The sequence below is a fragment of the Mycobacterium neumannii genome (assembly GCF_002245615.1).
Classification (GTDB): Bacteria; Actinomycetota; Actinomycetes; order Mycobacteriales; family Mycobacteriaceae; genus Mycobacterium; species Mycobacterium neumannii_A.
Genome location: NZ_NKCO01000004.1, coordinates 136,266 through 159,415 on the forward strand (window position 1 = coordinate 136,266; position 23,150 = coordinate 159,415).

General features: G+C 68.2%; 21 protein-coding genes. 9 read left to right on the forward strand and 12 right to left on the reverse strand.

What is annotated here, in order from left to right:
* Window positions 1–12: 12 nt before the first annotated feature.
* The 4 genes from CEX88_RS07220 (at window position 13) to CEX88_RS07235 (ending at window position 7,328) form a co-directional block, all read left to right on the forward strand.
* Window positions 13–1,437 (forward strand): class II fumarate hydratase, encoded by a 1,425-nt coding sequence (locus CEX88_RS07220; protein ID WP_094292956.1) that lies wholly within the window; start codon window positions 13–15, stop codon window positions 1,435–1,437.
* Window positions 1,438–1,534: 97 nt separating this feature from the next.
* Window positions 1,535–4,192, forward strand: a complete 2,658-nt coding sequence (locus CEX88_RS07225) for an ATP-binding protein (RefSeq protein ID WP_238381980.1) — start codon at window positions 1,535–1,537, stop codon at window positions 4,190–4,192.
* A gap of 64 nt (window positions 4,193–4,256) precedes the next feature.
* Window positions 4,257–7,025 (forward strand): helix-turn-helix transcriptional regulator, encoded by a 2,769-nt coding sequence (locus CEX88_RS07230; protein WP_318284628.1) that lies wholly within the window; start codon window positions 4,257–4,259, stop codon window positions 7,023–7,025.
* A gap of 105 nt (window positions 7,026–7,130) precedes the next feature.
* Window positions 7,131–7,328, forward strand: coding sequence for a hypothetical protein (locus CEX88_RS07235; RefSeq protein WP_094292958.1), 198 nt, complete (start codon window positions 7,131–7,133; stop codon window positions 7,326–7,328).
* A gap of 6 nt (window positions 7,329–7,334) precedes the next feature.
* Here the strand turns inward: CEX88_RS07235 and CEX88_RS07240 are convergent, their stop codons facing one another.
* From CEX88_RS07240 to CEX88_RS07255, 4 genes are all read right to left on the reverse strand, one after another.
* A complete protein-coding gene (locus CEX88_RS07240) occupies window positions 7,335–8,648 on the reverse strand; it encodes a PhoH family protein (RefSeq protein ID WP_094293104.1) in 1,314 nt (437 codons plus the stop codon).
* Window positions 8,649–8,868: 220 nt separating this feature from the next.
* Window positions 8,869–9,696: an acyl-ACP desaturase gene (locus CEX88_RS07245; RefSeq protein WP_094292959.1), complete on the reverse strand. Its 828-nt coding sequence runs from the start codon at window positions 9,694–9,696 to the stop codon at window positions 8,869–8,871.
* A gap of 60 nt (window positions 9,697–9,756) precedes the next feature.
* Window positions 9,757–11,220, reverse strand: coding sequence for a glycine hydroxymethyltransferase (locus CEX88_RS07250; protein ID WP_066847316.1), 1,464 nt, complete (start codon window positions 11,218–11,220; stop codon window positions 9,757–9,759).
* A gap of 188 nt (window positions 11,221–11,408) precedes the next feature.
* A complete protein-coding gene (locus tag CEX88_RS07255) occupies window positions 11,409–12,620 on the reverse strand; it encodes a DUF885 domain-containing protein (RefSeq protein ID WP_094292960.1) in 1,212 nt (403 codons plus the stop codon).
* A gap of 30 nt (window positions 12,621–12,650) precedes the next feature.
* Here CEX88_RS07255 and coaA point away from each other — a divergent pair, with 30 nt between their 5' ends.
* On the forward strand, window positions 12,651–13,598 hold the full coding sequence (gene coaA / locus CEX88_RS07260; protein ID WP_066847312.1) for a type I pantothenate kinase: 948 nt from the start codon (window positions 12,651–12,653) through the stop codon (window positions 13,596–13,598).
* A 4-nt stretch (window positions 13,599–13,602) separates the two neighbouring features.
* Here the strand turns inward: coaA and CEX88_RS07265 are convergent, their stop codons facing one another.
* From CEX88_RS07265 to CEX88_RS07280, 4 genes are all read right to left on the reverse strand, one after another.
* A complete protein-coding gene (locus CEX88_RS07265; protein WP_064420114.1) occupies window positions 13,603–14,010 on the reverse strand; it encodes a hypothetical protein in 408 nt (135 codons plus the stop codon).
* 92 nt (window positions 14,011–14,102) lie between these two features.
* Window positions 14,103–14,525 carry a hypothetical protein gene (locus CEX88_RS07270; protein ID WP_094292961.1) on the reverse strand — a complete coding sequence of 141 codons (423 nt, stop codon included), beginning with the start codon at window positions 14,523–14,525 and terminating at the stop codon, window positions 14,103–14,105.
* Window positions 14,526–14,639: 114 nt separating this feature from the next.
* Complete coding sequence (locus CEX88_RS07275) at window positions 14,640–15,992, reverse strand: hypothetical protein (protein WP_094292962.1); 1,353 nt, start codon at window positions 15,990–15,992, stop codon at window positions 14,640–14,642.
* A 32-nt stretch (window positions 15,993–16,024) separates the two neighbouring features.
* Window positions 16,025–16,816 carry a (2Z,6E)-farnesyl diphosphate synthase gene (locus CEX88_RS07280; RefSeq protein WP_094292963.1) on the reverse strand — a complete coding sequence of 264 codons (792 nt, stop codon included), beginning with the start codon at window positions 16,814–16,816 and terminating at the stop codon, window positions 16,025–16,027.
* Between the two features lie 55 nt (window positions 16,817–16,871).
* Here CEX88_RS07280 and trhA point away from each other — a divergent pair, with 55 nt between their 5' ends.
* Window positions 16,872–17,612 (forward strand): PAQR family membrane homeostasis protein TrhA, encoded by a 741-nt coding sequence (gene trhA, locus CEX88_RS07285; protein ID WP_094292964.1) that lies wholly within the window; start codon window positions 16,872–16,874, stop codon window positions 17,610–17,612.
* Here trhA and CEX88_RS07290 read toward each other — a convergent pair.
* The 4 genes from CEX88_RS07290 to mca are packed head-to-tail and all read right to left on the reverse strand — an operon-like array spanning window position 17,609 to window position 21,140.
* Window positions 17,609–17,980, reverse strand: a complete 372-nt coding sequence (locus tag CEX88_RS07290; RefSeq protein WP_066847297.1) for a nuclear transport factor 2 family protein — start codon at window positions 17,978–17,980, stop codon at window positions 17,609–17,611. The two genes, trhA and CEX88_RS07290, sit on opposite strands and share 4 nt — an antisense overlap.
* Before the next feature lie 10 nt (window positions 17,981–17,990).
* Window positions 17,991–20,027, reverse strand: coding sequence for a thioredoxin domain-containing protein (locus CEX88_RS07295; RefSeq protein WP_420799199.1), 2,037 nt, complete (start codon window positions 20,025–20,027; stop codon window positions 17,991–17,993).
* Window positions 19,987–20,274 (reverse strand): hypothetical protein, encoded by a 288-nt coding sequence (locus CEX88_RS07300; protein WP_094292966.1) that lies wholly within the window; start codon window positions 20,272–20,274, stop codon window positions 19,987–19,989. Before CEX88_RS07300 ends, CEX88_RS07295 begins: the two co-directional genes overlap by 41 nt.
* Window positions 20,271–21,140, reverse strand: coding sequence for a mycothiol conjugate amidase Mca (gene mca / locus CEX88_RS07305; RefSeq protein ID WP_094292967.1), 870 nt, complete (start codon window positions 21,138–21,140; stop codon window positions 20,271–20,273). Before mca ends, CEX88_RS07300 begins: the two co-directional genes overlap by 4 nt.
* Before the next feature lie 119 nt (window positions 21,141–21,259).
* Here mca and CEX88_RS07310 point away from each other — a divergent pair, with 119 nt between their 5' ends.
* The 3 genes from CEX88_RS07310 to CEX88_RS07320 all read left to right on the forward strand — a co-directional run bounded on the left by CEX88_RS07310 (window position 21,260) and on the right by CEX88_RS07320 (window position 23,147).
* Window positions 21,260–21,682, forward strand: a complete 423-nt coding sequence (locus tag CEX88_RS07310) for a DUF4307 domain-containing protein (protein ID WP_094292968.1) — start codon at window positions 21,260–21,262, stop codon at window positions 21,680–21,682.
* A gap of 246 nt (window positions 21,683–21,928) precedes the next feature.
* Window positions 21,929–22,423: a transcription elongation factor GreA gene (greA, locus tag CEX88_RS07315; RefSeq protein ID WP_064394952.1), complete on the forward strand. Its 495-nt coding sequence runs from the start codon at window positions 21,929–21,931 to the stop codon at window positions 22,421–22,423.
* 61 nt (window positions 22,424–22,484) lie between these two features.
* On the forward strand, window positions 22,485–23,147 hold the full coding sequence (locus tag CEX88_RS07320) for a GOLPH3/VPS74 family protein (protein ID WP_094292969.1): 663 nt from the start codon (window positions 22,485–22,487) through the stop codon (window positions 23,145–23,147).
* The last annotated feature ends 3 nt before the right edge of the window (window positions 23,148–23,150 follow it).

Here is a 23,150-nt window from a genome sequence, read left to right on the forward strand (position 1 = left end):
GTAAGGACATTCATGAGCGTCGACTCCGACAGCGCAGCTGAAACCGAGTACCGCATCGAGCACGACACCATGGGCGAGGTCCGGGTGCCGGTCAACGCGCTGTGGCGCGCGCAGACTCAGCGCGCGGTGGAGAACTTCCCGATCTCCGGCCGCGGTCTCGAGCGCACCCAGATCCGGGCGCTGGGCTTGCTGAAAGGTGCCTGCGCACAGGTCAACAAGGACCTCGGCCTGCTCGCGGCGGACAAGGCCGACGCGATCATCGCCGCGGCCGGTGAGATCGCCGACGGTCAGCACGACGACCAGTTCCCGATCGACGTGTTCCAAACCGGTTCGGGCACCAGCTCGAACATGAACACCAACGAGGTGATCGCCGGCATCGCGGGGCGCAACGGCGTGACCGTGCACCCCAACGACGACGTCAACATGTCGCAGTCGTCGAACGACACCTTCCCTACCGCGACACACATTGCCGCGACGGAAGCCGCTGTGCGCCACCTGATCCCGGCGCTCGAGGTGCTGCACGAGTCGCTGGCCAGCAAGGCGCGGCAGTGGCGCACCGTCGTCAAGTCCGGGCGCACCCATCTGATGGACGCCGTGCCCGTGACGCTGGGCCAGGAGTTCAGCGGCTACGCCCGCCAGGTCGAAGCCGGCATAGAGCGGGTGAAGGCCACGCTCCCAAGGCTCGGCGAACTGGCCATCGGCGGCACCGCGGTGGGCACCGGCCTCAACGCGCCCGACGACTTCGACGAGCGTGTTGTCGCCGTGCTGCGCGAGCAGACCGGCCTGGCCGAATTGCAGGTTGCCGCCAACCATTTCGAGGCCCAGGCGGCCCGCGACGGGCTGGTCGAGGCCTCGGGCGCACTGCGCACCATCGCCGTGTCGCTGACCAAGATCGCCAACGACATCCGGTGGATGGGCTCGGGACCGCTGACCGGGCTCGGCGAGCTTCAGTTGCCCGATCTTCAGCCGGGCAGCTCGATCATGCCGGGCAAGGTGAACCCGGTTATTCCGGAGGCCATCACGCAGGTGGCCGCGCAGGTGATCGGCAACGACGCCGCGATTGCGTGGGGTGGCGGCAACGGTGCCTTCGAGCTGAACGTGTACATCCCGATGATGGCCCGCAACATCCTCGAGTCGTTCAAGATCCTGACCAACTCGTCGAAGTTGTTCGCCGAGCGGTGCATCGACGGCCTGGTGGCCAACGAGGACCGGCTCCGCGAACTGGCCGAGTCGTCACCGTCGATCGTCACGCCGCTGAACTCGGCGATCGGCTACGAAGAGGCCGCCGCGGTCGCCAAGCAGGCGCTCAAGGAGAAGAAGACCATCCGTCAGACCGTCATCGATCGAGGCCTGATCGGCGACAAGCTGTCCGAGGAGGAACTGGACAAGCGCCTCGACGTGTTGGCGATGGCCAAGGTGAAAGACGACGAGCGCTAAGGGTTTTCGTTCTCCGTCATACCTGGCGGACCGCCCAAAAGAGGAGACGGCGGTAGCGGACTTCCTCCAGTCCGCTTCGCATGCGCCGTCGGCTCTGTTGATCGAGGGCGAGGCCGGGATCGGTAAAACCACGCTGTGGCAGGCGGCTTCCGAGCGCGCCCGCAGCCGTGGTTTCCGTGTGCTGTCGGCCACGAACCCAAGCACCGAATCGGTGCTCGCCTACGCGACATTGACCGAACTGCTCGCCGACGTCGACGCCGCCGAGTTCGGCGACCTGCCCGCCGCCCAGCGCGGCGCCATCGAGCGGATCCGCCGCGACGACCGCGCCGATGCCGCACCCACCGACCGGCGCGCCGTCGCGGCGGCATTCCTGTCGGTCATCGAGGGCCTCGCTTCCCGACAACCGCTGCTACTGGCGATCGACGACGTGCAGTGCGTCGACCCGTCCAGCTCGCATGTGTTGTCCTACACCGCACGTCGGCTCTCCGCGCCGGTGGGCGTGCTGGGCACCCTGCGCACCGACGGCACAGAGGCCTACACCTGGCTTCAGCTGCGGCGCCCGGATGCCACCCAACGAATCTCACTGCAGCCGTTGACGTCCCGCATGCTGCACGCCGTGGTCACACAACACCTCGAGCATCCGCTGCCGCGTGCGGAACTGGCGCGCATCCACCAGATCTCCGGTGGCAATCCCTTCTATGCGATCGAACTGGCCAAGGTCGCCGACGGCAGGCCGGAAGTTTCGCTGCCGGACACGCTGGCCGCCGTGGTGGAAGCCCGGCTCAGCGGACTGAATCCCGAGACGATGGCCGCACTCCTGGCCGCCGCCTCGGTGGCCAACCCCTCGGTCAATCTGGTGGCCGCCGCGGTCGGCACCGATCACGAGCGGACGGTCGAGGTGCTCGAGGCCGCCGAACAGCGCGGCGTCGTCGTCATCGAGGGCAGCCGGGTCCGGTTCACACACCCGCTACTGGCCACCGGTGTGTATACCGGCGTCTCCGCCGAGGACCGCAGGCAGATGCACCGCAGGCTCGCCGGCTTCGTCGACGAGCCCGAATTGCAGGCACGCCACCTGGCGCTCGCCGCGACCGCCGGCGACGACGCCACTGTCAGCGCGCTCGAGCGGGCGGCCATCTCCGCTCACGCGCGAGGCGCCCCCGTCGCCGCCGCAGAGTTGATCGAGCTCGCCATCGCACTCGGCGGTGATACCACCGACCGACGAATGCGGTTGGCGGCGTATTGCTTTGACGGCGGAGATCCGTCCAGGGCACGCGCGCTGCTGGAGGGGGTGGTCGGCGATCTGGCGCCCGGACCGATACGCGCTGAAGCGCGGCACATGCTCGCGGTCGTGCGGTTCGTCGACGACGGCTACACCGAAGCGGTCGAGCTGCTCACGACGGCGCTCGACGACGCGACCGAGGGCCCGGCGAAGGCGGTCATGCTGACCACGTTGGCGTACGGCCTCTACATGACCGGTGACCACGCGTCGGCCCGGCCGCGGGCCGAGGAGTCGGTGGCCTACACCGAACAGCTCGGTATCCCCGGCCTGCTCAGCCTCGCACTCGGGGTCCGGGCGACGATCCAGTTCTTCCTCGGCGGTGGGGTGGACGACGCCAGCATGCGCCGCGCCCTCGAACTCGAAGACACCGAAACCTTCACGCCGATCATGCTGCGGCCGAGCGTCGAGCACGCGTTGATGCTGGCCTGCACCGGTGACCTCGACACCGCCTATGAGAGCATGCGGGAGATCTCGCGTCGCTGCACCGACCGCGGTGAGGAAGGCGAAGTCGTCTTCGTCGACTTCTACGTCGCGTTGACCCGGATATGGCGCGCGGACTTCGCCGAGGCCAAGCGGGTGGCCCACGAAGTTGCCGCTCTCGCAAGGCAACTCGGTGGTGAGTTCCCCGCGATGCTCAGCCTGGTGCTACAGGCCTGGCTGGCCGCCTACGACGGCGCAGAGAGCAAGGCCCGCCTGGCCGCGGCGGACGCGATCGACGCCTGCCGACGCAGTGGCACCGCGTGGCACGAGGACTGGACGCTTTCTGCGCTCGGATTTCTCGAGGTATCGCTCGGAAACTACGGTGCGGCAATGGAGTTTCTCGACCCGCTGGTCTCGCGGTTCGCACCGGAGTCCACCGAGATTCAAGCCGCCGAGTTCGTAGCCGATGCGGTCGAGGCACTCGTCGAGCTGGGCCGCGCGACCGAAGCGGAACCGCTGGTGGCCGCACTGGAACGCAACGGCCGTCGCCTCGACCGGGCGTGGATGCTGGCGGTGGGCGGGCGGTGCCGCGCCATGCTGCACGCGGCCGAGGGCGATCTGCGCGACGCCGCGAGCTGTGCGCGCCGCGCGCTCGAGGACCATCAACGGTTGGCGATGCCGTTCGAACGCGCTCGTACCCAGCTTCTGCTCGGGCAGTTGCAGGCCAGACTGCGCGATCGGCAGGCCGCTTCGACGCTGAACGAGGCGCTGGCGACGTTCGAGGCCATCGGCACGCCGGTTTGGGCCGAGCGCGCCAGGACCGCGCGAGAGGTACTCCGTTCCGCTGCGTCGAGGCCGCACGCGCTGACCGCCGCCGAGCTGCGCATTGCCGAGCTGGCCGCCGCCGGCCTGACGAACCGCGACGTGGCCGGTGAACTCTTTCTCAGTGCAAAGACCGTCGAGGCCACCCTTGCGCGGGTGTACCGCAAGCTCGACATCCGGTCCCGGGCCGAACTAACCCGGGTGATGGGTCAGTCCGGCCGCCAAGGGGTATAGGGATGTCGCCCGCTTCCGGCTCAGCTGCAATTCTGGGGAGACGCGAGGGGACCCACGAGATACCGTGATCGGCCAGTCGACACACCAGCACGCCGTCGTTGCCTTCCTGGACGCGATGGCGCTGGGCCCGTCGGCCTTACTGATCGACGGTGACCCCGGGATCGGCAAGACCACGCTGTGGCTGGCCGCGGTCGAGCAGGCGCACCAGCGCGGATTTCACGTCCTGTCGACCCGACCGGCGGCCGCGGAGTCGGTGCTCGCCTACACCGCGCTGGCCGACCTGCTCGAGGAGGCCGACACGCGCGCGTGGGCCGACCTGCCGACGCCGCAACTCCTCGCGGTCGACCAGGTGCTGCTGCGCGCGGACAACGACGCGGTGACCGATCAGCGAGCCGTGGCCGCCGCGTTCCTTTCGGTGGTCGAACGGCTCAGCGAGGACCGCCCTGTCCTGCTGGCCATCGACGACCTGCAGTGGCTCGACCCGTCGAGCAAGCACGTCATCGCCTTCGCGGTGCGCAGGCTCACGGGGCGTACCGGGCTACTGGCCAGCCTGCGTACCGAATCCGACGACCGTGCGGTCGACGACTGGCTCCAGTTGTCCCGGCCCGACGCAGTGAATCGAATCCGGTTGAGCCCGTTAAACATCCAGGATCTGCATCGTGCTGTCTCCGCACGGCTGCGACGCCCCTTCTCACGCCCGACCATCGACCGGATCCACCAGGTGTCGGGTGGGAACCCGTTCTACGCAATCGAATTGGCCCGCTCCCTCGATGAACGGGCGCCGGGCATCGACGCGTCGCTGCCCGGCACCCTGGCCGACGTGGTGCGCACGAGGCTAGGCAGCCTCGACACCGACGTCCACGACGCGCTACTGGCCGCTTCGTGCCTTGCCGTGCCGACGGTCGAGCTCGTGTCGAAGGCGACGACGGGTGACGAGGACCGGCTGGTCGAACTGCTCGAGATCGCCGAGAGCAAGGGCATCATCGCGATCGACGGCAACCGGATCCGGTTCGCACATCCGTTGCTGGCCAGCGGGGTCTACACCGAGGCGTCCCCCAGCCGCCGCCGGGCGATGCACCGTCGGCTCGCCGAGATCGTCGACGAACCCGAACTTCGGGCCCGGCACCTGGCGCTGGCCACCACCAAAGGCGACGAGGCCACGCTGGAGGCCCTCGACATGGCGGCGGAATCGGCACGGATGCGCGGTGCGCCAGCCGCAGCCGCCGAACTGGTGGACTTGGCCATCGGCCTCGGCGGCGACACCGCGGAGCGGCGGCTGCGCTCGGCGCTGCACCACTTCGACGCCGGGGAGCAGGAGCGCGCGGCGGCCGTCCTCACCGAAGCCATCGAACAAGTGCCCACCGGCGCGTTGCGCGCCGAAGCGTTGAGCCGACTGGCGGTGGTGCGGCTGTACGGGGACGGTTTCATCGAGAGCGCGCGGCTGCTTCGCGAGGCCCTCGACGAGGCCCACGACAACCACGCGTTGCGCGTCCAGACCCTGATCACGTTGGCGTACACGCTTTTCCACGCCAATCAACTTCAACAGGGGTTGAACACCGCCGCGCAGGCGGTCGCGAACGCCGAGACCCTCGACCAGCCGCATCTGCTCAGCATGGCGCTCGGCATGCTGGTCATACTGCGGTTCGCCGCCGGCGAAGGGTACGACGAAAAGACCCTGCATCGAGCGCTGCGGCTGGAGGACCCCGATGCATACGCACCGCTGGTCTTCCGGCCCACCATGCAACACGCGCTGCTGCTGGAGTGGACCGGCCGGCTCGACGAAGCGCGCGATGTCGTGGACAAGATCCGTGCGCGCTGCCTGGAGAAGGGCGAAGAGGGTGAGCATGTCTTCGTTTCCCAGCACGTGGTGACGAACGCGATCGCGCGCGGTGATTTCGTCACGGCCAACCTGGTCGCGGAGGACGCCGTGGAGAAGGCCCGCCAGCTCGGGGGCAACACCTCGCAGTTCCTGACCCAGAGCTTGCGGGCCCAGCTGACCGCATTCGCCGGCCACGAGGAGGTCGCCCGCCGCGCGATCGAGGACGCCCTCGAATGCGCAAGGCAGACCGGGACTTTACGCATGGCAGATCGCGTGCGGGCGACCCTCGGCTTTCTCGAAGTCTCGCTGGGCGACTACGAAGCCGCTGCGGCCGCGCTACAACCCATGCTCGTCCAGTTCGACCCCGACAGCACGCCGACCGAACTGCCCAATGCCGCCTACCTGCCCGACGCGATCGAGGCGCTGATACATCTCGATCGCCTCGACGAGGCGGAACGGCTCACCACCGCGCTGGAGAACAACGGCCGGCGGACCGACCGGGACTGGATGCTCGCGGTCGGTGCACGATCACGCGGCATGCTGCTGGCCGCACTCGGCGACCTCGACGCCGCACACGAGGCCGCCCAGCGGGCGATGGCCGCACACCTCCGTCTGCCGATGCCGTTCGAGCGCGCACGGACCCTGCTGACCCTGGGGCAGATCGAACGCCGGCAACGCAAGAAGGAATCGGCGTCGGCGCATCTTCGGGAGGCCTTCGAAGTGTTCGAGCGTCTCAACATCCCGCTGTGGGCGGCCAGGGCCCGCGCGGAGTTCTCGCGTGCGAGCGCGGGACCTCAGCGCAGCGGGCAACTGACGCCGTCTGAGCAGCGGGTCGCAGAACTCGTCGCGAGCGGAATGAAGAACCGCGACGTCGCGGCCACGCTCTTCATCAGCCCCAAGACCGTCGAAGCCAACCTCGCGCGCATCTACCGCAAGCTGGGAATCAAGTCGCGCGCCGAACTGGGTCGACATGTCGGGCGGCCGAGCGGGCCCCAAAAGGGGGACCACACATAGGGAAACACCCTATTCCTCCCGTCGGGGCACAGGACTTACCGTCGTAACGCTGTCTCGCCCACGCCATCGACTGGAGAACCGGTGCGTCTCGACGAAGCTCCCGCAATGCTGACCGACCACGGCGAGAACACCCTGGTCACGACCGCCACCAGCCAGCCGGCCCTGGACACCGGGTTCGCGGTGCTGGGCCTGGTCTCGCTACTGGACCTGCCGCGCGGCGATCGCGCGGACCGGGTGGTGGCGCTCAGCGGTGCGGCGGCCGCCGGTTGGTACCTGGCCCGTCGCAATCGTCTCCGCCTCTAGCGGAGTTCACGGCAGCGCGCCGGGGCTGATCTCCTCGAGCATCTCGGTCACCAGCGCCGCGATCGGTGAGCGCTCGCTGCGCAACAGCGTGATGTGAGCGAACAAGGGGTGGCCCTTGAGTTTCTCGATCACGGCCGCGACGCCGTCATGCCGGCCGACTCGCAAGTTATCCCGCTGTGCCACATCGTGGGTCAACACCACACGGGAACCGGCGCCGAGACGCGACAGCACGGTCAGCAGCACGTTGCGCTCGAGCGACTGCGCCTCGTCGACGATCACGAACGAGTCGTGCAGCGAGCGCCCCCGGATGTGGGTCAGCGGCAGCACCTCGAGCATGCCGCGCGAGAGCACCTCCTCGAGCACCGCCGGGCTGGCCAGTCCTTCCAGCGTGTCGAAGACCGCCTGTGCCCAGGGCCCCATCTTGTCGCTCTCGCTGCCCGGCAGGTAGCCCAGGTCCTGCCCGCCGACCGCGTAGAGCGGACGGAACACCACGACCTTGCGTTGCGTGCGGCGCTCCAGCACGGCTTCCAGTCCCGCGCACAGTGCCAGCGCCGACTTGCCGGTGCCGGCCTTACCGCCGAGCGAAACGATGCCGACCGACTCGTCGAGCAACAGGTCCAGTGCCACCCGCTGTTCGGCGGAGCGGCCGCGCAACCCGAACGCCTCCCGGTCACCGCGCACCAACTGCACCCGCTTCTCCGGCGTCACCCGGCCGAGCGCGTGCGACGTACCACCGAGCAGGCGAATGCCGGTGTGGCAGGGCAGATCTCGGGCCGACTCCAGATCGATCTCGCCTTCGGCGAACAGCACGTCGATCTCATCGGAGACGACCTCGACCTCGGCCATACCCGTCCACCCGGAGGTGATGACGTCCTGGGCGTGGTACTCGTCGGCCGACAACCCGACCGCACCGGCTTTCACGCGTAGCGGGATGTCCTTGCTGACCAACGTGACGTGCTTGCCCTCGGCGGCGAGGTTGGCCGCGACCGTCAGGATCCGCGCATCATTGCTGTCGGTGCGGAAACCGGCGGGAAGCACCGAAGGGTCACTGTGATTCAGCTCGACGTGCAGCGTACCGCCTTGTGTGCCAACGGGAATGGGCTGATCGAGCCGGCCGTGTTCGAGCCGCAGATCGTCGAAGAGTCGCAGGGCCTGACGCGCGAACCAGCCCAGCTCATGATGGTGCCGCTTGGCTTCGAGTTCGCTGATGACCACCAGCGGGACCACGACCTCATGCTCGGCAAAGCGCGTGCAGGCCCAGGGATCTGACAACAGCACGGAGGTGTCGAGCACGTAGGTCCGGAGAGGCGAATCGATCACGTAGCGCTCCTGGTATCCGCGGGTCCCCCGCGAACCGTCGGCGGACACTGCGGCACCAGGGCCGGGGCCGGCCCTCTCGTGATCGCAACGATCGGGTACCGCCCGGACAGCAAAGCACGTCGCTAGCCATCGCAAACGACGCTACTCCCGTTGCGGCACATGCGCCGTGCAGGCGCGCCGTAGTGTTCGCCGCTGCTCGTCCGCGGCGATGAGCGCGCGGTTACGCGGAGGTGAACTCCCGCATCTTCGGCTCGTCGGCCAGCCCCCACGCGGCGACCCGGTCGGCGATCACCTGACGCAGCTGATCTGGTCCGAAGATCCCGGCTTCGGCGACGTTGCGTACCTTGTCGGCGTACGCGTCGATGTCGCCGCCGACGACGTCGAGCTCGGCCGCGCGTCGCGCGATGGCGTCGACGGTTTCGTCACGGCTCGTCGACAGCAGGTGGGCGACCAGGTTGGCGAAGAACTCCTCGTGCCGCTCCTCGTCGCGGGCGATGCGGCCGATGAGGTTCGCCAGCACCGGCTCGGTGATCTTGGCCTCGAGGTTGCGGCAGAAGACGGCGTGGGCACGTTCGAAGAAGGCCATGAACACCAGCCGCTCGACCTGGCTGTAGGTGTCGGCACGGTAGCCCTTCATCACGTGTTCGACGCGGACGTCCTCGTTGGCGGCCGGGTCGATCTCCCGGGTGACGACGAGGTAGTTGCGCAAGGCGATCGCGTGCAGGTGCTCCTCGGCGGTCCACCGGCCGATCCAACGGCCCCACTTCTCCTCGAGGATGAAGCTGAAGACGAACTCGCGGTGGAAGCTGGCCAGGTTGTCCTTGGTGATGAGCAGGATCTCGAGCGCGTCGGTGACGTCCTTGGGCAGGGTCACCTGCGACGGGTCCCAGTCCTTACCGCCGAGAAAGGCGAAGTTCTCGCCCTGGTCGAACGGCACGTAGTCGTGTGCGTACCAGAGATCCTCGCTGTCGATGTGACGACGCAGCTCCTGCTGCACGACCGGCTCGAGTTCGAGGATCAGCGCATTCGGTACAGGTTTCTGTGCCATGCGGTTACAGTAACTCAATTCTGTGGGAATCGTAAAATTCCCGACCGGCGCGGCGGGGGGCTACAGCGTCAGCCCCGGATACAGAGGGTTGGCCTCCAGCAGCTCGGCAGAGGCGGCGTGAACGCGCTCGGCGGTGCCGTCGGACAGCGTGTACTTGGCCTTCGAAGTGCCCTGCTGTTCGGTGTTGGACAGCACGTCCACGATCAGGTCGGCGACACGGTCGAAGTCGTCGGCCCCGAATCCCCGGGTGGTCAGCGCGGGAGTGCCCAACCGGATGCCGCTGGTGTACCAGGCGCCGTTGGGGTCTGCGGGCACGGAGTTGCGGTTGGTGACGATGCCCGCGTCGAGCAGGGCCGACTCGGCCTGGCGCCCGGTCAGCCCGAACGAGGTGACGTCGAGCAGCACGATGTGGTTGTCGGTGCCGCCGGTGACGAGCTGGGCGTCACGCTTGAGGAAACCGTCGGCAAGCGCCTGGGCGTTGTCGGCGACGCGCTGCGCGTAAGCCTGGAAGGCCGGTTGGCGGGCCTCGGCCAGCGCGACCGCTTTGGCGGCCATCACGTGGGAGAGCGGACCGCCCAGCACCATCGGGCAGCCCTTGTCGACGGCGTCGGAGTACTCGGGCTGGGCGAGCACCATCCCGCCGCGCGGTCCGCGCAGCGACTTGTGGGTGGTCGTGGTGGTGACGTGGGCGTGCGGTACCGGGTCTTCGTCGCCGGTGAACACCTTGCCCGCGACCAGACCCGCGAAGTGCGCCATGTCGACCATCAGCGTGGCGCCGACCTCGTCGGCGATCTCGCGCATCTTGGCGAAGTCGACCCGACGCGGATAGGCCGAGTATCCGGCCACGATGATCAACGGCTTGAACTCGCGGGCGGCCTCGGCCACCGCGCCGTAGTCGAGGAATCCGGTGTTCGGGTCCGTGCCGTAGCTGCGCTGGTGGAACATCTTGCCGGAGATGTTGGGCCGGAAACCGTGGGTCAGGTGGCCGCCCGCGTCCAGCGACATCCCCAGCAGCCGCTGGTTGCCGAGCTTGTTGCGCAGCTTTTCCCAGTCCGCCTCGGACAGGTCGTTGACGTGCTTGGCGCCGAGGGCCGCCAGTTCGGGCGCTTCGACCCGGGTGGCCAGGATCGCCCAGAAGGCAACGAGGTTGGCGTCGATACCGGAGTGCGGCTGGACGTAGGCATACGGCGCTCCGAACAACTCACGGGCGTGTTCGGCGGCGAGACTTTCGACGGTATCGACGTTCTGGCAGCCCGCGTAGAACCGGTGCCCGATCGTGCCCTCCGCGTACTTGTCGGAGAACCAGGAGCCCATCGTCAGCAGCACCGCGGGCGAGGCGTAGTTCTCGCTGGCGATGAGCTTGAGCGAGTCCCGTTGATCGGCAAGCTCTTTACGTGTCGCCGCCGCGATACGCGGCTCCACCGACTCGATCACCTGCAACGCGGCCCGGTAGGCGGCACTCGCGGTCTCGGCGTACTCGGCACCGGGAGCGGCAGCGTTGGAGGTCACGGGGTCTGCAGTCATGGGGTTCAGCCTACTTTCCGCACCTGGGGCGCTCGATGCCCGTACCTGGGGCGCTCGATGCCCATACCTGGGCCGCTCGATGCCCATACCTGGGCCGCCGACTGTGGGATTGACACACGCCACACCCGCCGTCGGCGTGACGGTAACCCACGTTCGGCGGCGGCTCAGGCTCAGGCGGCTGCTCAGGCTCAGGCGGCCCGCAGCGACGACGGGATCAACGGCTCGTCGAGCAACGTGCCGAACCGCTGGGTCAGGCTGACCTCTTCGGGACGTTCATCCAGCCAGCCCCGCAGCAACCGGTACCCCTCGACGTAGGTGCTGGTGTAGGCGCGCCACAGCGGCGACGACAGGAACCGCAGCATCTGGCGGGCGCGTTGGTCGTTGACCAGCAGCCACCGCTTGAGGAAGACGACGACATCGTCGACGTCGCGGTGCTCGTCGTGCAGCATCAGCGCCGCATCCTGGCGCACCTCGGCCAGCGCCGCCGTCGCCTCCGACACCGCCTGAGCGCGCTCCCCGTCGAACCGCAGCCCCAGGTCGGCGTAGATCTCGCCGGCCCACACACCCCATTCGGGCCCGATCGCCGCGTACAGCGCGAGGTCGGCCAAGCCCTCGGCCATCAGGCACTGCGGGGTGTTGACCAGAAAAATGGTCTGCTCAGCCTGTCCCCTGCCCTCGACCAGCCCGGCCTCCTTGCGGCAGTGCTCGGTGTGGTGTCCCGGATACGACTCGTGCGCGACCAGCCGGGGCAGGTTCGACATCTGCTGCTTGAGGTCGGCGTTGACGGCCACCGTGGACTTGTAATCCCCGTGGTAGTAGTTGAAGCCCGACCACGGCTTGTCGGAAACCACCTCATAGGTGATGGTCTCCGCGTCGGGCAGCGGATACTCGGCGCGCACGCGGTCACGCAGCGCGCTGGAGAATGCGTGGATGCACTCTTCGAGGCGCGCAGGCGGAATCTCCTCGGCCGCGCGGTAGGCCTGCATCCGGTCGGCGAGCGGTCCGGACCCGCTCAGCACTTCGTCGAGCTGGCGATGGGCCTGCCGGTACCGCTCGGGGTCCCCTTTGGTGATGCGCACGTCGAAGTACGCCTCGACCTCGTCGACGAAGCCCACGTCTTCACCGGCGAATTTGCGACCCGCGCACGCCAGCGCCCGCAGGTGGGCGCCGATGTAGTCCATACGCGCTCGCTCCAGCCCGTCGACCGAGGTCAGCTCCCCCAGCAACCGGTCGGCCTGCCTGGCCAGGTCCGCGGGAACGGGCTGTGGTTCGGCGGCGACGGCACGGCGCAGCGCCGGGTCGCCGGTGAACGAGTCGACGTAACCCTCCTCCACTCGGTCGAAGCGCAGCCCGAGCAGCAGATACTCGCGGACCAACGAATCTGAGGTGCTGGCGTCCATGATCTCAACCGTAAATGCAAGACTGGGCGCATGGCGCGGCTGAGTGAACCCAGCCCATATGTGGAGTTCGACCGGAGTCAGTGGCGGAACCTGCGTATGTCGACGCCGCTGAAACTAACCGAGGACGAGCTGAAGAAGCTGCGCGGTATCGGCGAGAAGATCGACCTGCTCGAAGTCGAAGAGGTCTATCTGCCACTGGCCCGGCTGATCCACCTCCAGGTCGCCGCGCGCCAGCGGTTGTTCGCGACGACCGCCGAGTTCCTGGGCGGCGACTCAGACAGCGACTCTCAGCCCGACCGGCCGGTGCCGTTCGTGATCGGCGTCGCGGGCAGCGTCGCGGTCGGCAAGTCCACGACGGCCCGTGTGCTGCAGGCACTTCTGGCGCGATGGGAGCACCACCCGCGCGTCGACCTGGTGACCACCGACGGGTTCCTCTACCCCAACGCCGAACTGGTACGACGAAACCTGATGGGCCGCAAGGGTTTCCCGGAAAGCTACGACCGTCGTGCGCTGATGCGGTTCGTGACGACGGTCAAGTCCGGCGCGGAGTACGCGTGCGCGCCGGTGTACTCGCATCTGCTCTACGACATCGTGCCCGGTGAGAAACAGATCGTCCGGCATCCGGACATCCTGATCCTCGAGGGCCTCAACGTGCTGCAGACCGGGCCGACGTTGATGGTGTCCGACCTGTTCGACTTCTCGGTCTACGTCGACGCTCGCATCGACGACATCGAGAAGTGGTACATCGATCGGTTCCTCGGCTTGCGCACGACGGCGTTCGCCGACCCGGCCTCGCACTTTCACCACTACGCCACGCTCACCGACGAGCAGGCCGTGTTCGCCGCCAGCGACATCTGGCATTCGATCAACCGGCCGAACCTGATCGAGAACATCCTGCCGACCCGGCCACGGGCGACGCTGGTCTTGCGCAAGGACGCCGACCACTCGATCAACCGGCTGCGCTTGCGCAAGCTGTAGCCGGCTATCGGTTGATCCGGCGCCAGCCCTGGTACTGCAGTTCGGCGAACGCCAGCGTGTACACGCCGGTGGCCAGCGTCAGGACCACGCCGATCGTGGTGAGCGGGAACACATTCGAGATCACGAGCACGACCGCTGCGACGGCGTAGAGGACGTTGGCCACAATCACCGCCATGCCAGCCGCCTTCAGCGACTGCAGCGCCGCCAGACCCAGCACTGCTGCCCCGTAGGCGATGAAGAACGCCGCCATTCCGTACTCGAAGGCGACGGTGGTGCCCGACGTGTCGGCCAGCCAGCCCGCGAGCGGAAGGGCCGCGATACCGGCGAGGCCGGTGAGGATCGCGTCGGCACGCATCGCGAAACGCAGTAGGGCGTCCGTCGACTCGTTCAGCCGTTCTGAGAGTGCGGTCATGATGGTTTCCTTATCTTGTGGGGGCGAGGGACCGTTCCGGAGCCGACGCCGCAACCTCTGACGACGGCGGCTCCGGACCAGTCATGAGGGGGTCACGTCAGGCGACGCACCCCGAGGTACTGGGCGTAGGCGAATGCGAGGGTGACGGCGGTGAACCCGGCGATGCCCGCAACGCCGGCTTCGGTCAGCGGCAGCACGCCGGTCGCCAGCACCGCGGTCACGACGAGCGCGAAGACGATGTTGCCGACCAGCACGCCGACACCGACGCGGCGGACGTCGGACATCCCGGCCGCCAGGAACAGTGCGGCGCCGTAGCCGACGAGCGCGGCGCCGGCGATCCACTCGCTGGTGGCCGACAGACCGCTCAGTCGGGACAGCGGGTCGGCGGCCATCGCGATGACCAGGCCGAGACCCCCGCACAGCGTCGCGTCGGCACGCAGTGCCACGCGCAGCAGCGAGTCGGTGGTATCGCCTTCGCCGGTGGTGTTTACCAGGTGGGTGGTTGCGGTGGTCATGTCACCGACAGTGCTCAGATGCCGCTGCCAGATCGACGCAGAACGCTGCCAGCTACTGCCAGCCGCAGGTCACGTGGGTATCGGGCCCAACGCCGGCGCCGATGCGGATGCGCGTCAGTCCTGAGCGGCCACCAGGTTGCCGCGCAGATCGGCAGCGATCAGCCGCGCGGCCGCGTTCTGCCAGTTGTGCAGCGACCGCTGGGGCACTTCGGTGACGAACCACTGCCAGGCCTGGCGGGCCACGGGGTCGAGTCCCGTCGCGGTGGCGTTCTGCGCATAGGCCCGCACCCCGGCGACATACGGGAAGTACAGCGAGTTGTAGTGCCGCCACTCCTCGGTGGTGCCGAACTCGCCGCCGTCGCGGGGTTTGAGCCGGGCGATGCGCTCGGCCAGCAGCGCCTTGAGTTCGGTCGCCCGCTCCAGCGGTTGGCCGGAGGCGCCGCGCGAGGCCAACCGCTGGTCGATGATCGGCAGGTTGGTGAGCGGGCTGGCGATCAGCTTGGACAGGTCGCCGTAGTGCCCGAGCGCGCGGCGGGTGAGGCGGACGAACGTCTGCTCGTCGATGCCGTCGAGCGGATTGTCCTTGCGCAGCGGCAGCGCAGCCTCGGTGCTGCGCAGGGCGGCGCGGTCGGCGCGCAGGGCGGGCGAGCGCGAGAACGCCAACCGGTCGAGCACACCTGCCAGCGGGTCGGCCAGGACGTTGATCGCGATCGCGACCGCCAGGCTGGTGAACAGCAGCACCGTCAGCGCGGTGTCGTGACCGGTGACCGCCAGACCGATCAACGCCTGACCGCCGAACAGCACCGCCACCACCGTCGTCGCCGCGAACGAGCGCAGCATGTCGGCGCGCAACGCCTGCCCCTCGTCGAACGCATCCCCGATCGCGACCGCGACACCGAGCAGCGCCACGTCGAAACCCGTCGAAGCGAGCGCCAACCAGCTGGGCACCAGCCCCAGCGGGATGATCAGGATCGCGTTGCCCAACGCGAAGAACAACGTCGCGACCACCACGAAACCGACCACCGGGACCGGCTGCGACTGGCGCAGCACCGCGTACACCATGGCGCCAAGCGAGGGCACCGAGACCGCCGCGAACATCACCCAGTGGCCAAGGCGCAACGGGCCGTCGACGCTTCCGGCCATCGCGGCGCCGACGAACGCGGTCGCGGCCACCGCGGCGACCAGGCCGAGCTCACCGGCACGGCCACGCCAGGTGTCGCGGGGCCGGGACAGCTCGAGGAGCACCGCGAACCAGGCGATGCCCGGCACGGCGACGAGGTAGACCTCGATGCGGCTGAGCACATCGGCGCCGCTGACGGTCCGCACGGCATCCAGCGCGACCACCGCCGCGAAGCTCGTCAACCCGATCGCGGCCAGCACGAGCACAGGCTTACGCGGGTCGCGGGCCAGCAGATACAGCCCCAACCACCAGCTGAGCGCGAAGACCACCGCCGACAGCGCAGCCATGTTCTCAGTGTTCCATCAACTACGGCGTCACATCACATTCCGTACCGGCGATGGCGCACGGTGTAGTCGCGCAGCGCGCGCAGGAAGTCGACCCGCCGAAACGCCGGCCAGTAGGCGTCGGTGAACCACATCTCGGAGTACGCGCTCTGCCACAGCAGAAAGCCCGACAGCCGCTGCTCCCCCGAGGTGCGGATCACCAGGTCGGGGTCCGGTTGTCCGGAGGTGTAGAGGTTCTCCGAGATCGCGTCGATGGTGACGGCCTCGATCAGCTGTTCAGCGGTGCTGCCGTTGGCCAGCTCCTTGCTCAGCAGCTGACGGACGGCGTCGACGATCTCCTGGCGCCCGCCGTAACCGACGGCGAGGTTGACGTGAAAGCAGTCCGGACCCGAGTCGGTGGACCCGACCGCGTCACGCAGCCGGCGCGCGGGCTCCTCGCCGATCAGCTCCAGATCGCCGACGGTGCGCACACTCCAGTGGTTGGCGGGCGCGCAGATCTCCTCGACGACGTCGGTGATGATGTCGATCAGCGGGGACAGTTCGTCGGGCGCACGCTGCAGGTTCTCGGTGGACAGCAGATAGACCGTCGCCATCTCGATGCCGGTCTCCTGACACCAGCGCAGCATGTCGGCGATCTTTCTGGCGCCCATCCGGTAGCCGACGCTGACGTCGTCGTGTCCAAGGTCACGTGCCCATCGGCGGTTGCCATCACACAAAACGGCAATATGGCGCGGCAGTTGGGATTTGGACCGTGCCAGCTCCTGGCGCAGCCGCATCTCATACAGCCGATAGGCCGGCTCTTTGAGTCGCGGGGGAATGAGCTCCACGAAGATCCAGACTACTGTGAGGTTCGAAAACCCCCATGGCATTAGTGGAGGTGACATGACCCGATCCATCGACAGCACCGATTCCGATATGTCCCGCGACCCGCAGAACCCTGCGGAGGACTTTCCGGAAGCCGTTGTCGACGGTCTCGCCAATTTCATCGGTAAGCCGCGCGCACGGGGCTGGATACACGTGTACGCGGCGGGGATCGCAGCCATCTGCGGCGCCACGCTGGTGTCGGTGTCGTGGTCGGTCCAGTCCACGCGCGCGGGCGTCGCGACGCTGATCTACACGCTCACCATCGTGGCGATGTTCGCGGTCAGCGGCGCGTACCACCGGGTCGACTGGAAGTCGCCGACCGCACGCAAGTGGATGAAGCGACTCGACCACTCGATGATCTTCGTGTTCATCGCGGGCAGCTATACGCCGTTCGCCTTGCTGGCGTTGCCACAGACCGACGGCATGGTGCTGTTCTGGATCGTGTGGGGTGGTGCGATCGCGGGCGTGCTGCTCAAGTGCTTCTGGCCGTCGGCGCCGCGGTGGGTCGGCGTGCCGCTCTACATCCTGCTGGGCTGGGTGGCGGCGTGGTTCGTCGGACCGATCACGCACGGTGCGGGAGTGGCCGCGCTCGTGCTGCTGATCGTCGGGGGCGCGCTCTACAGCATCGGCGGTGTGCTCTACGCGCTCAAGTGGCCCAACCCGTGGCCGACGGTGTTCGGCCATCACGAGTTCTTTCATGCGTGCACCGCGGTGGCAGCGATCTGCCACTACATCGCGATGTGGTTCGCGGTCTTCTAGAGCTGGGTGACGTTTTCGGGGGTCCAGTAGGCCTTCATCGACGCGATCTTGCCCTCCTCGTTGAAGGTCATCACGCTGATGATCTCGATGCGCATCTTGTTCTCGCCGAGGTCGATGGTCAGCGCCCAGAAGAACGCCGCCTCGTTGCCCAACGCCCGCAGCGTGACGACGTCGGCCTGGGCGCCCGTCGTGGGGAGCGCGTCGTAGAAACCGCGGATCGCCTTGCGGCCTATGTGCACCTCGCCGCCAACCGGATCCTCGACGGTGCCGTCGTCGGCGTACAACTCGGCGATGTCATCGGCCTTACCCTGCGCAGCCAGTTCGAGGTAACGGGTGACGGTCTTGGCGTTGTCTTCCGGCGTCGGCATGCGCCGAACGCTACACGGACGCGCCCAGGGCGGCAGCGAGTTCCGGCGCCGTGGTGACCGGCAGGTCGCACGTTCTGCCACGGCACACATAGGCGGCGTCGGCGCCGCCGACGCGGTCGCGGTCGATCAGCAGTTCGGACGAATTCACCACGCCGCCGACGACGACCGCTCCGCCCGGCGCGAGCCGCCGCGCTGCCGACAACAGTTCCGACCGGCCAGGGTCACACGCCACTGCGATCTGGATCGGCCCGCGCACCGCCGCCTCTGCGACGGCGAGCCAGTGTCCACCCGAGCGCGGCAGCCGGGTCAGGATCGGCGTGGCCGCCGCCAGAGTGGCCTCGGCCGCCGCGCCGTAGCGATCCGCCCGCCAGGCGGGGGCGAGGTGCGCTGCGGTGAGCAGCGCCTCGGCGATCAACGACGCACCCGATGGTGTCGCACCGTCGAGCGGATCGGCCGGCCGCACCATCAATGCCTCGGCGTCGTCGGCGGTGTCGAACCACCGGCCGGGCCGGCCCGGGTCGGCGAAGTGCTCGAGCGCGATGTCGAGCAGCGTCATCGCGGCCTCCAGCCAGTCCGGGTCACCCGTCATCTGGTGAACGGTCAGTAGGCCGGTGGCCAACGCCCCATGGTCTTCGAGAATCCCGGCGCTGTCGCCGACCGCACCGCCGAGGCTCGCCCGCCGCAGTCTGCCGTCGACGACGTGCAGATTCCACACGCCGCGCGCACAATTCGTTGCGGCGGTGAGCAATTCGGGCCGGTCGAGCGCGACAGCGGCTTCGGCGAGCGCCGTGATCGCCAGCCCGTTCCACCCGGTGACGACCTTGTCGTCGCGGCCGGGTTGCGGCCGGGTGAGCCGGGCCGCCAGCAGCGCTGCCCGCACACTGACGAACCGGTCCTGGTCGTCGGGGTCGCGCGGCAACTGCAGCACCGACGCACCCTGCTCAAATGTGCCCACCTCGGTCACGGCGAAAAGCTCTGCCGCCCACTGCCCGTCGTCGTCACCGAGGAACCCGCGCAGTTGCGCGGGGGTGAAGACGTACGTCAGGCCTTCCCCCCCGTCCGCGTCGGCATCCAGCGACGACGTGAACATGCCGTCGGCGCCGAGTTCGTCGATGATGAATGCGGCTGTTTCGACGGTTACCTTGTGCGCCAACGGATTTCCGGTACGTCGCGCCCAATGGGCGTACACCCGCAACAGTAGGGCGTTGTCGTAAAGCATCTTCTCGAAGTGCGGAACCACCCAGGCCGCGTCGACGCTGTAGCGGGCGAAGCCGCCCGCCAACTGATCGTAGATTCCGCCGCGGGCCATCGCCGTGCAGGTCCGCTCGACGGTTTCGATGGGCATGATGTCGCCCGTGCGTTCGTGATTGCGCAGCAGACCCTCGAGCAACGCCGATGGTGGAAACTTCGGTGCGCCAGCGGGATTGGTGGCGAATCCACCGCGAGCGACGTCCTCGTCCTGCAGCACCGCGGCAACGGCGTGGTCGCACAGCGCGGGCTGCAACGGCGGTCCCCCGCCGGGCAACCCGGCCGCCATCGTCCGCAGTTCCTCGGTGATCTTCTCGGACGCCTGCTCGACTTCGCCGCGGCGGTTGTGCCAGGTGTCGATGACCGCGGCCAGCAGCTGGAGGAAGGTCGGCTTCGGGTAGTACGTCCCGCAGAAGAACGGCCTGCCGTCGGGAGTGAGGAAGCAGGTCATCGGCCAGCCACCCTGCCCCGTGAGCGCAACAGTCGCGCTCATGTACACCGCATCGAGGTCGGGACGCTCCTCGCGGTCGACCTTGATGCAGACGAAGCCGTCGTTCATCACCGCGGCGACCTCGTCATCGTCGAACGACTCGTGGGCCATGACATGACACCAGTGGCAGGCCGCGTAGCCGATCGACAGCAGGATCGGCACATCGCGGTCGGCAGCCTCGGCCAGCGCCTCAGGCGTCCATTCGCGCCAGTGCACCGGGTTGGCGGCGTGCTGACGCAGATACGGGCTGGTGGCCCGCGAGAGTGTGTTAGCCCCCGGGCTCACGTTTCGTCCCGTCGGGCGGCGCATCGGACTCGATCGGCGCCTGGGGCTCGTCGGGCGGCTCGGCGATCTGGTCGGCTTCCGCATCCGGCGGGTCGAACGAGTCCGGCACCTTGCGCAGCTGCCGGTTCATCGACCGGACCAGCAGGAACGTGCCGACCAGCAGCAGCACCACGATCAGCAGGCCCAACGGGCTGGCCTTGCCGAAGTCCGGTCCGGTGTCCCTGGGTGGTTCCTGCTGGGCCAGCAGGTCGACGGCGAGCAGGAGGTTCATCGGCCCTCGATCCCGGCGAAGAGGTCGTCCTCAGGAAGCGATACGGGCACGCGCGAGCGGGCCAACTCGAACTCCTCGGTGGGCCAGAGCCGTTGCTGCCATTCGATCGGCGCGCGGAAGAAGTCCCCGTTGGGGTCGATCTGGGTGGCGTGCGCGCGCAACGCGTCGTCGCGCAGCGCGAAGTACTTGGCGCACTCGACGCGGGTGGTCACCCGCTTGGCGAAGATGTCGTGCTCGGGATCCCAGTGCTTGAGCCACTTCTCGAACGGGCCGACCTCCCCGTGTTTGGCGAACTCGTCCTGCAGCAGCTGCATCCGCTGTCGCACGAAGCCGTGCGTGTAGTACAGCTTCTGGACATCCCACGGCTCGCCGGCGTCGGGGAACAGGAGGTGGTCACCGGCGGCGTCGTAGGCACCCATCGACACCTGGTGGCACCTGATGTGGTCCGGATGCGGATAGCCGCCGTTCTCGTCGTAGGTGGTCATCACGTGTGGCCGGAACTCGCGCACGACGCGCACCAGCGCCTCCACCGGTTGCTCGAGCGGCACCACCCCGAGGCAGCCTTCCGGCAGCGGCGGAAGCGGGTCGCCTTCGGGCAGGCCGGAGTCGACGAAGCCGAGCCAGCGGTGCTCGACGCCGAGGATCTCGGCGGCCTTGGCCATCTCGTCGCGGCGGATCTCGGCCATCCGGCCGTGCACCTCGGGCAGGTCCATGGCCGGGTTGAGGATGTCGCCGCGCTCGCCGCCGGTGAGCGTGACCACAAGCACACGCACACCCTCGTCCACGTACCGAGCCATGGTGGCGGCACCCTTGCTGGACTCGTCGTCCGGGTGGGCGTGCACCGCCATCATCCGCAGTTCACTCAACCTGCTCTGCCTTATCATCGCGCTGTCGTCTCCGGCGATATCAACCCGCGGAGACGTCTCAATAGTCCCTATAGTTCCAGTTCTGTAGATCTATCCGACCGACGGGCATAGAAAACCAGATGATCGAGCGCCCCGCCGCACGCTACGGCCGCCAGCGGCTGCCCGGTAACCGCCGCCGTTGGGTCGCGGTCGCGTTCACGTTGCTCGCGCTGGCGGTGGGGGTGACGGTCGCCGTGGTGGCGTTCGGACGGTTCGAGAGCGAGCCCGTGACGGGCGAGCTGGGCGCCTACGAACTGGTCGACGACGAGACGGTGTCGGTCACGATCAGCGTCACCCGCGAGGACCCGTCCCAGCCGGTCGTCTGCATCGTGCGCGCCCGCTCCATCGACGGCGCCGAGACGGGCCGTCGGGAGGTGCTGGTCCCGCCGGCCTCGCAACAGACGGTGCAAGTGACCGCACCGGTCAAAGCGACCCGCCAGCCCGTGATCGGCGATATTTACGGGTGCGGAACCGACGTGCCGTCGTATCTGGTGGCCCCTTGAAATCATGCTGATTCGTCGGTCCGGCAAACGGCGAACTGCGAATTCGTGAAATCCGATTGGCCCGTCGGTGCTACCATGGTCGGGTACACGGTTCCTGCTGGAGCCGTGTATTGCTGCATTTGGTGCTGTGCTTGAGCACGTGAACCGCGGCAATACACGTCAAGCCCCGGCGCCGTACCACGAGACGTCTTACGCGAGAAAAGCGCGAGCACGCCGCAAGACCCAGAAGGACAGGAGCGCGACGATATGACCGATACGCAGGTCACCTGGCTTACCCAGGAGGCATTCGACCGGTTGAAGGCGGAGCTCGACCAGCTGATCGCCAACCGGCCCGTCATCGCCGCCGAGATCAATGACCGCCGCGAAGAGGGTGACCTCCGCGAGAACGGCGGCTACCACGCCGCCCGCGAGGAGCAGGGCCAGCAGGAGGCCCGGATCCGTCAGCTGCAGGAACTGCTCAACAGCGCCAAGGTCGGCGAGGCGCCCAAGCAGTCCGGCGTCGCGCTGCCCGGCTCGGTGGTCAAGGTGCAGTACGGCGACGACGAGAGCGACACCGAGACCTTCCTGATCGCCACCCGCCAAGAGGGCATCAGCGACGGCAAGCTCGAGGTGTACTCGCCGAAGTCCCCGCTGGGCGAGGCGCTCCTCGACGCGAAGGTCGGCGACGTGCGCACCTACACGGTGCCCAGCGGCAGCACGGTCAAGGTGAAGCTGCTCGAGGCCGAGCCGTATCACGCCTGACGGCCCGGCCCACTCCCAGCCGAATTCGAGTCGCGGACCGGATGCGGTTTAGCATCCGCTCATGGCGCAGATCGCCGAGGACCTTTTCCTGCTGCTGCTCGACAACGCTTCGGCGCAACCGGTTCTCGACCGTCCGCGCCGGGAGCGGGTGTTGGCCGCCGCGGTGCTGCTCGACCTGGCCCTGGCCTGCCGAATCCGCCCGTCGGTCGACGGTGACCCGGTCGAACCGGGCCGCCTGATCGCGTTGTCGGTGGCCGGCGCGACGGACCCGGTCGCAGAACCGGCGTTTTCGCTGTTGCAGCGCCGCCCGTTGCGGCCCCGATCGGCGGTCAAGCGGCTGGCCAAGCACACCGAAAGCAACGTCGTCGGCCATCTGGAGCGAACCGGTCAGATCCGACGTATCCCTCTGCCGGACAAGCGGTTCGGACACGAGTTCGCATGGCCGCTGACCAACCGCAACCGCGTCGGCCACGCGCGCTCGGCGCTGTTGTCGGCGCTGTTCGATCGCAGGCCGCCGGGCCCGACCGCAGCCGCGATCATCACGCTGCTGCACGCGATCGACGGTCTGGGCGCACTGCTCAGCCTCAATGACCGGGGCTGGCGGTGGGTGCATGCCCGCGCCGGCGAGATCGCGCTGGGCAGCTGGGTCGAAGAGTCACCGACGGCGCTGCCCGAGATGAACCTGGCGGTCACGGCCTCGGCGCTGCGCCCGGCGCTGACCTAGCCG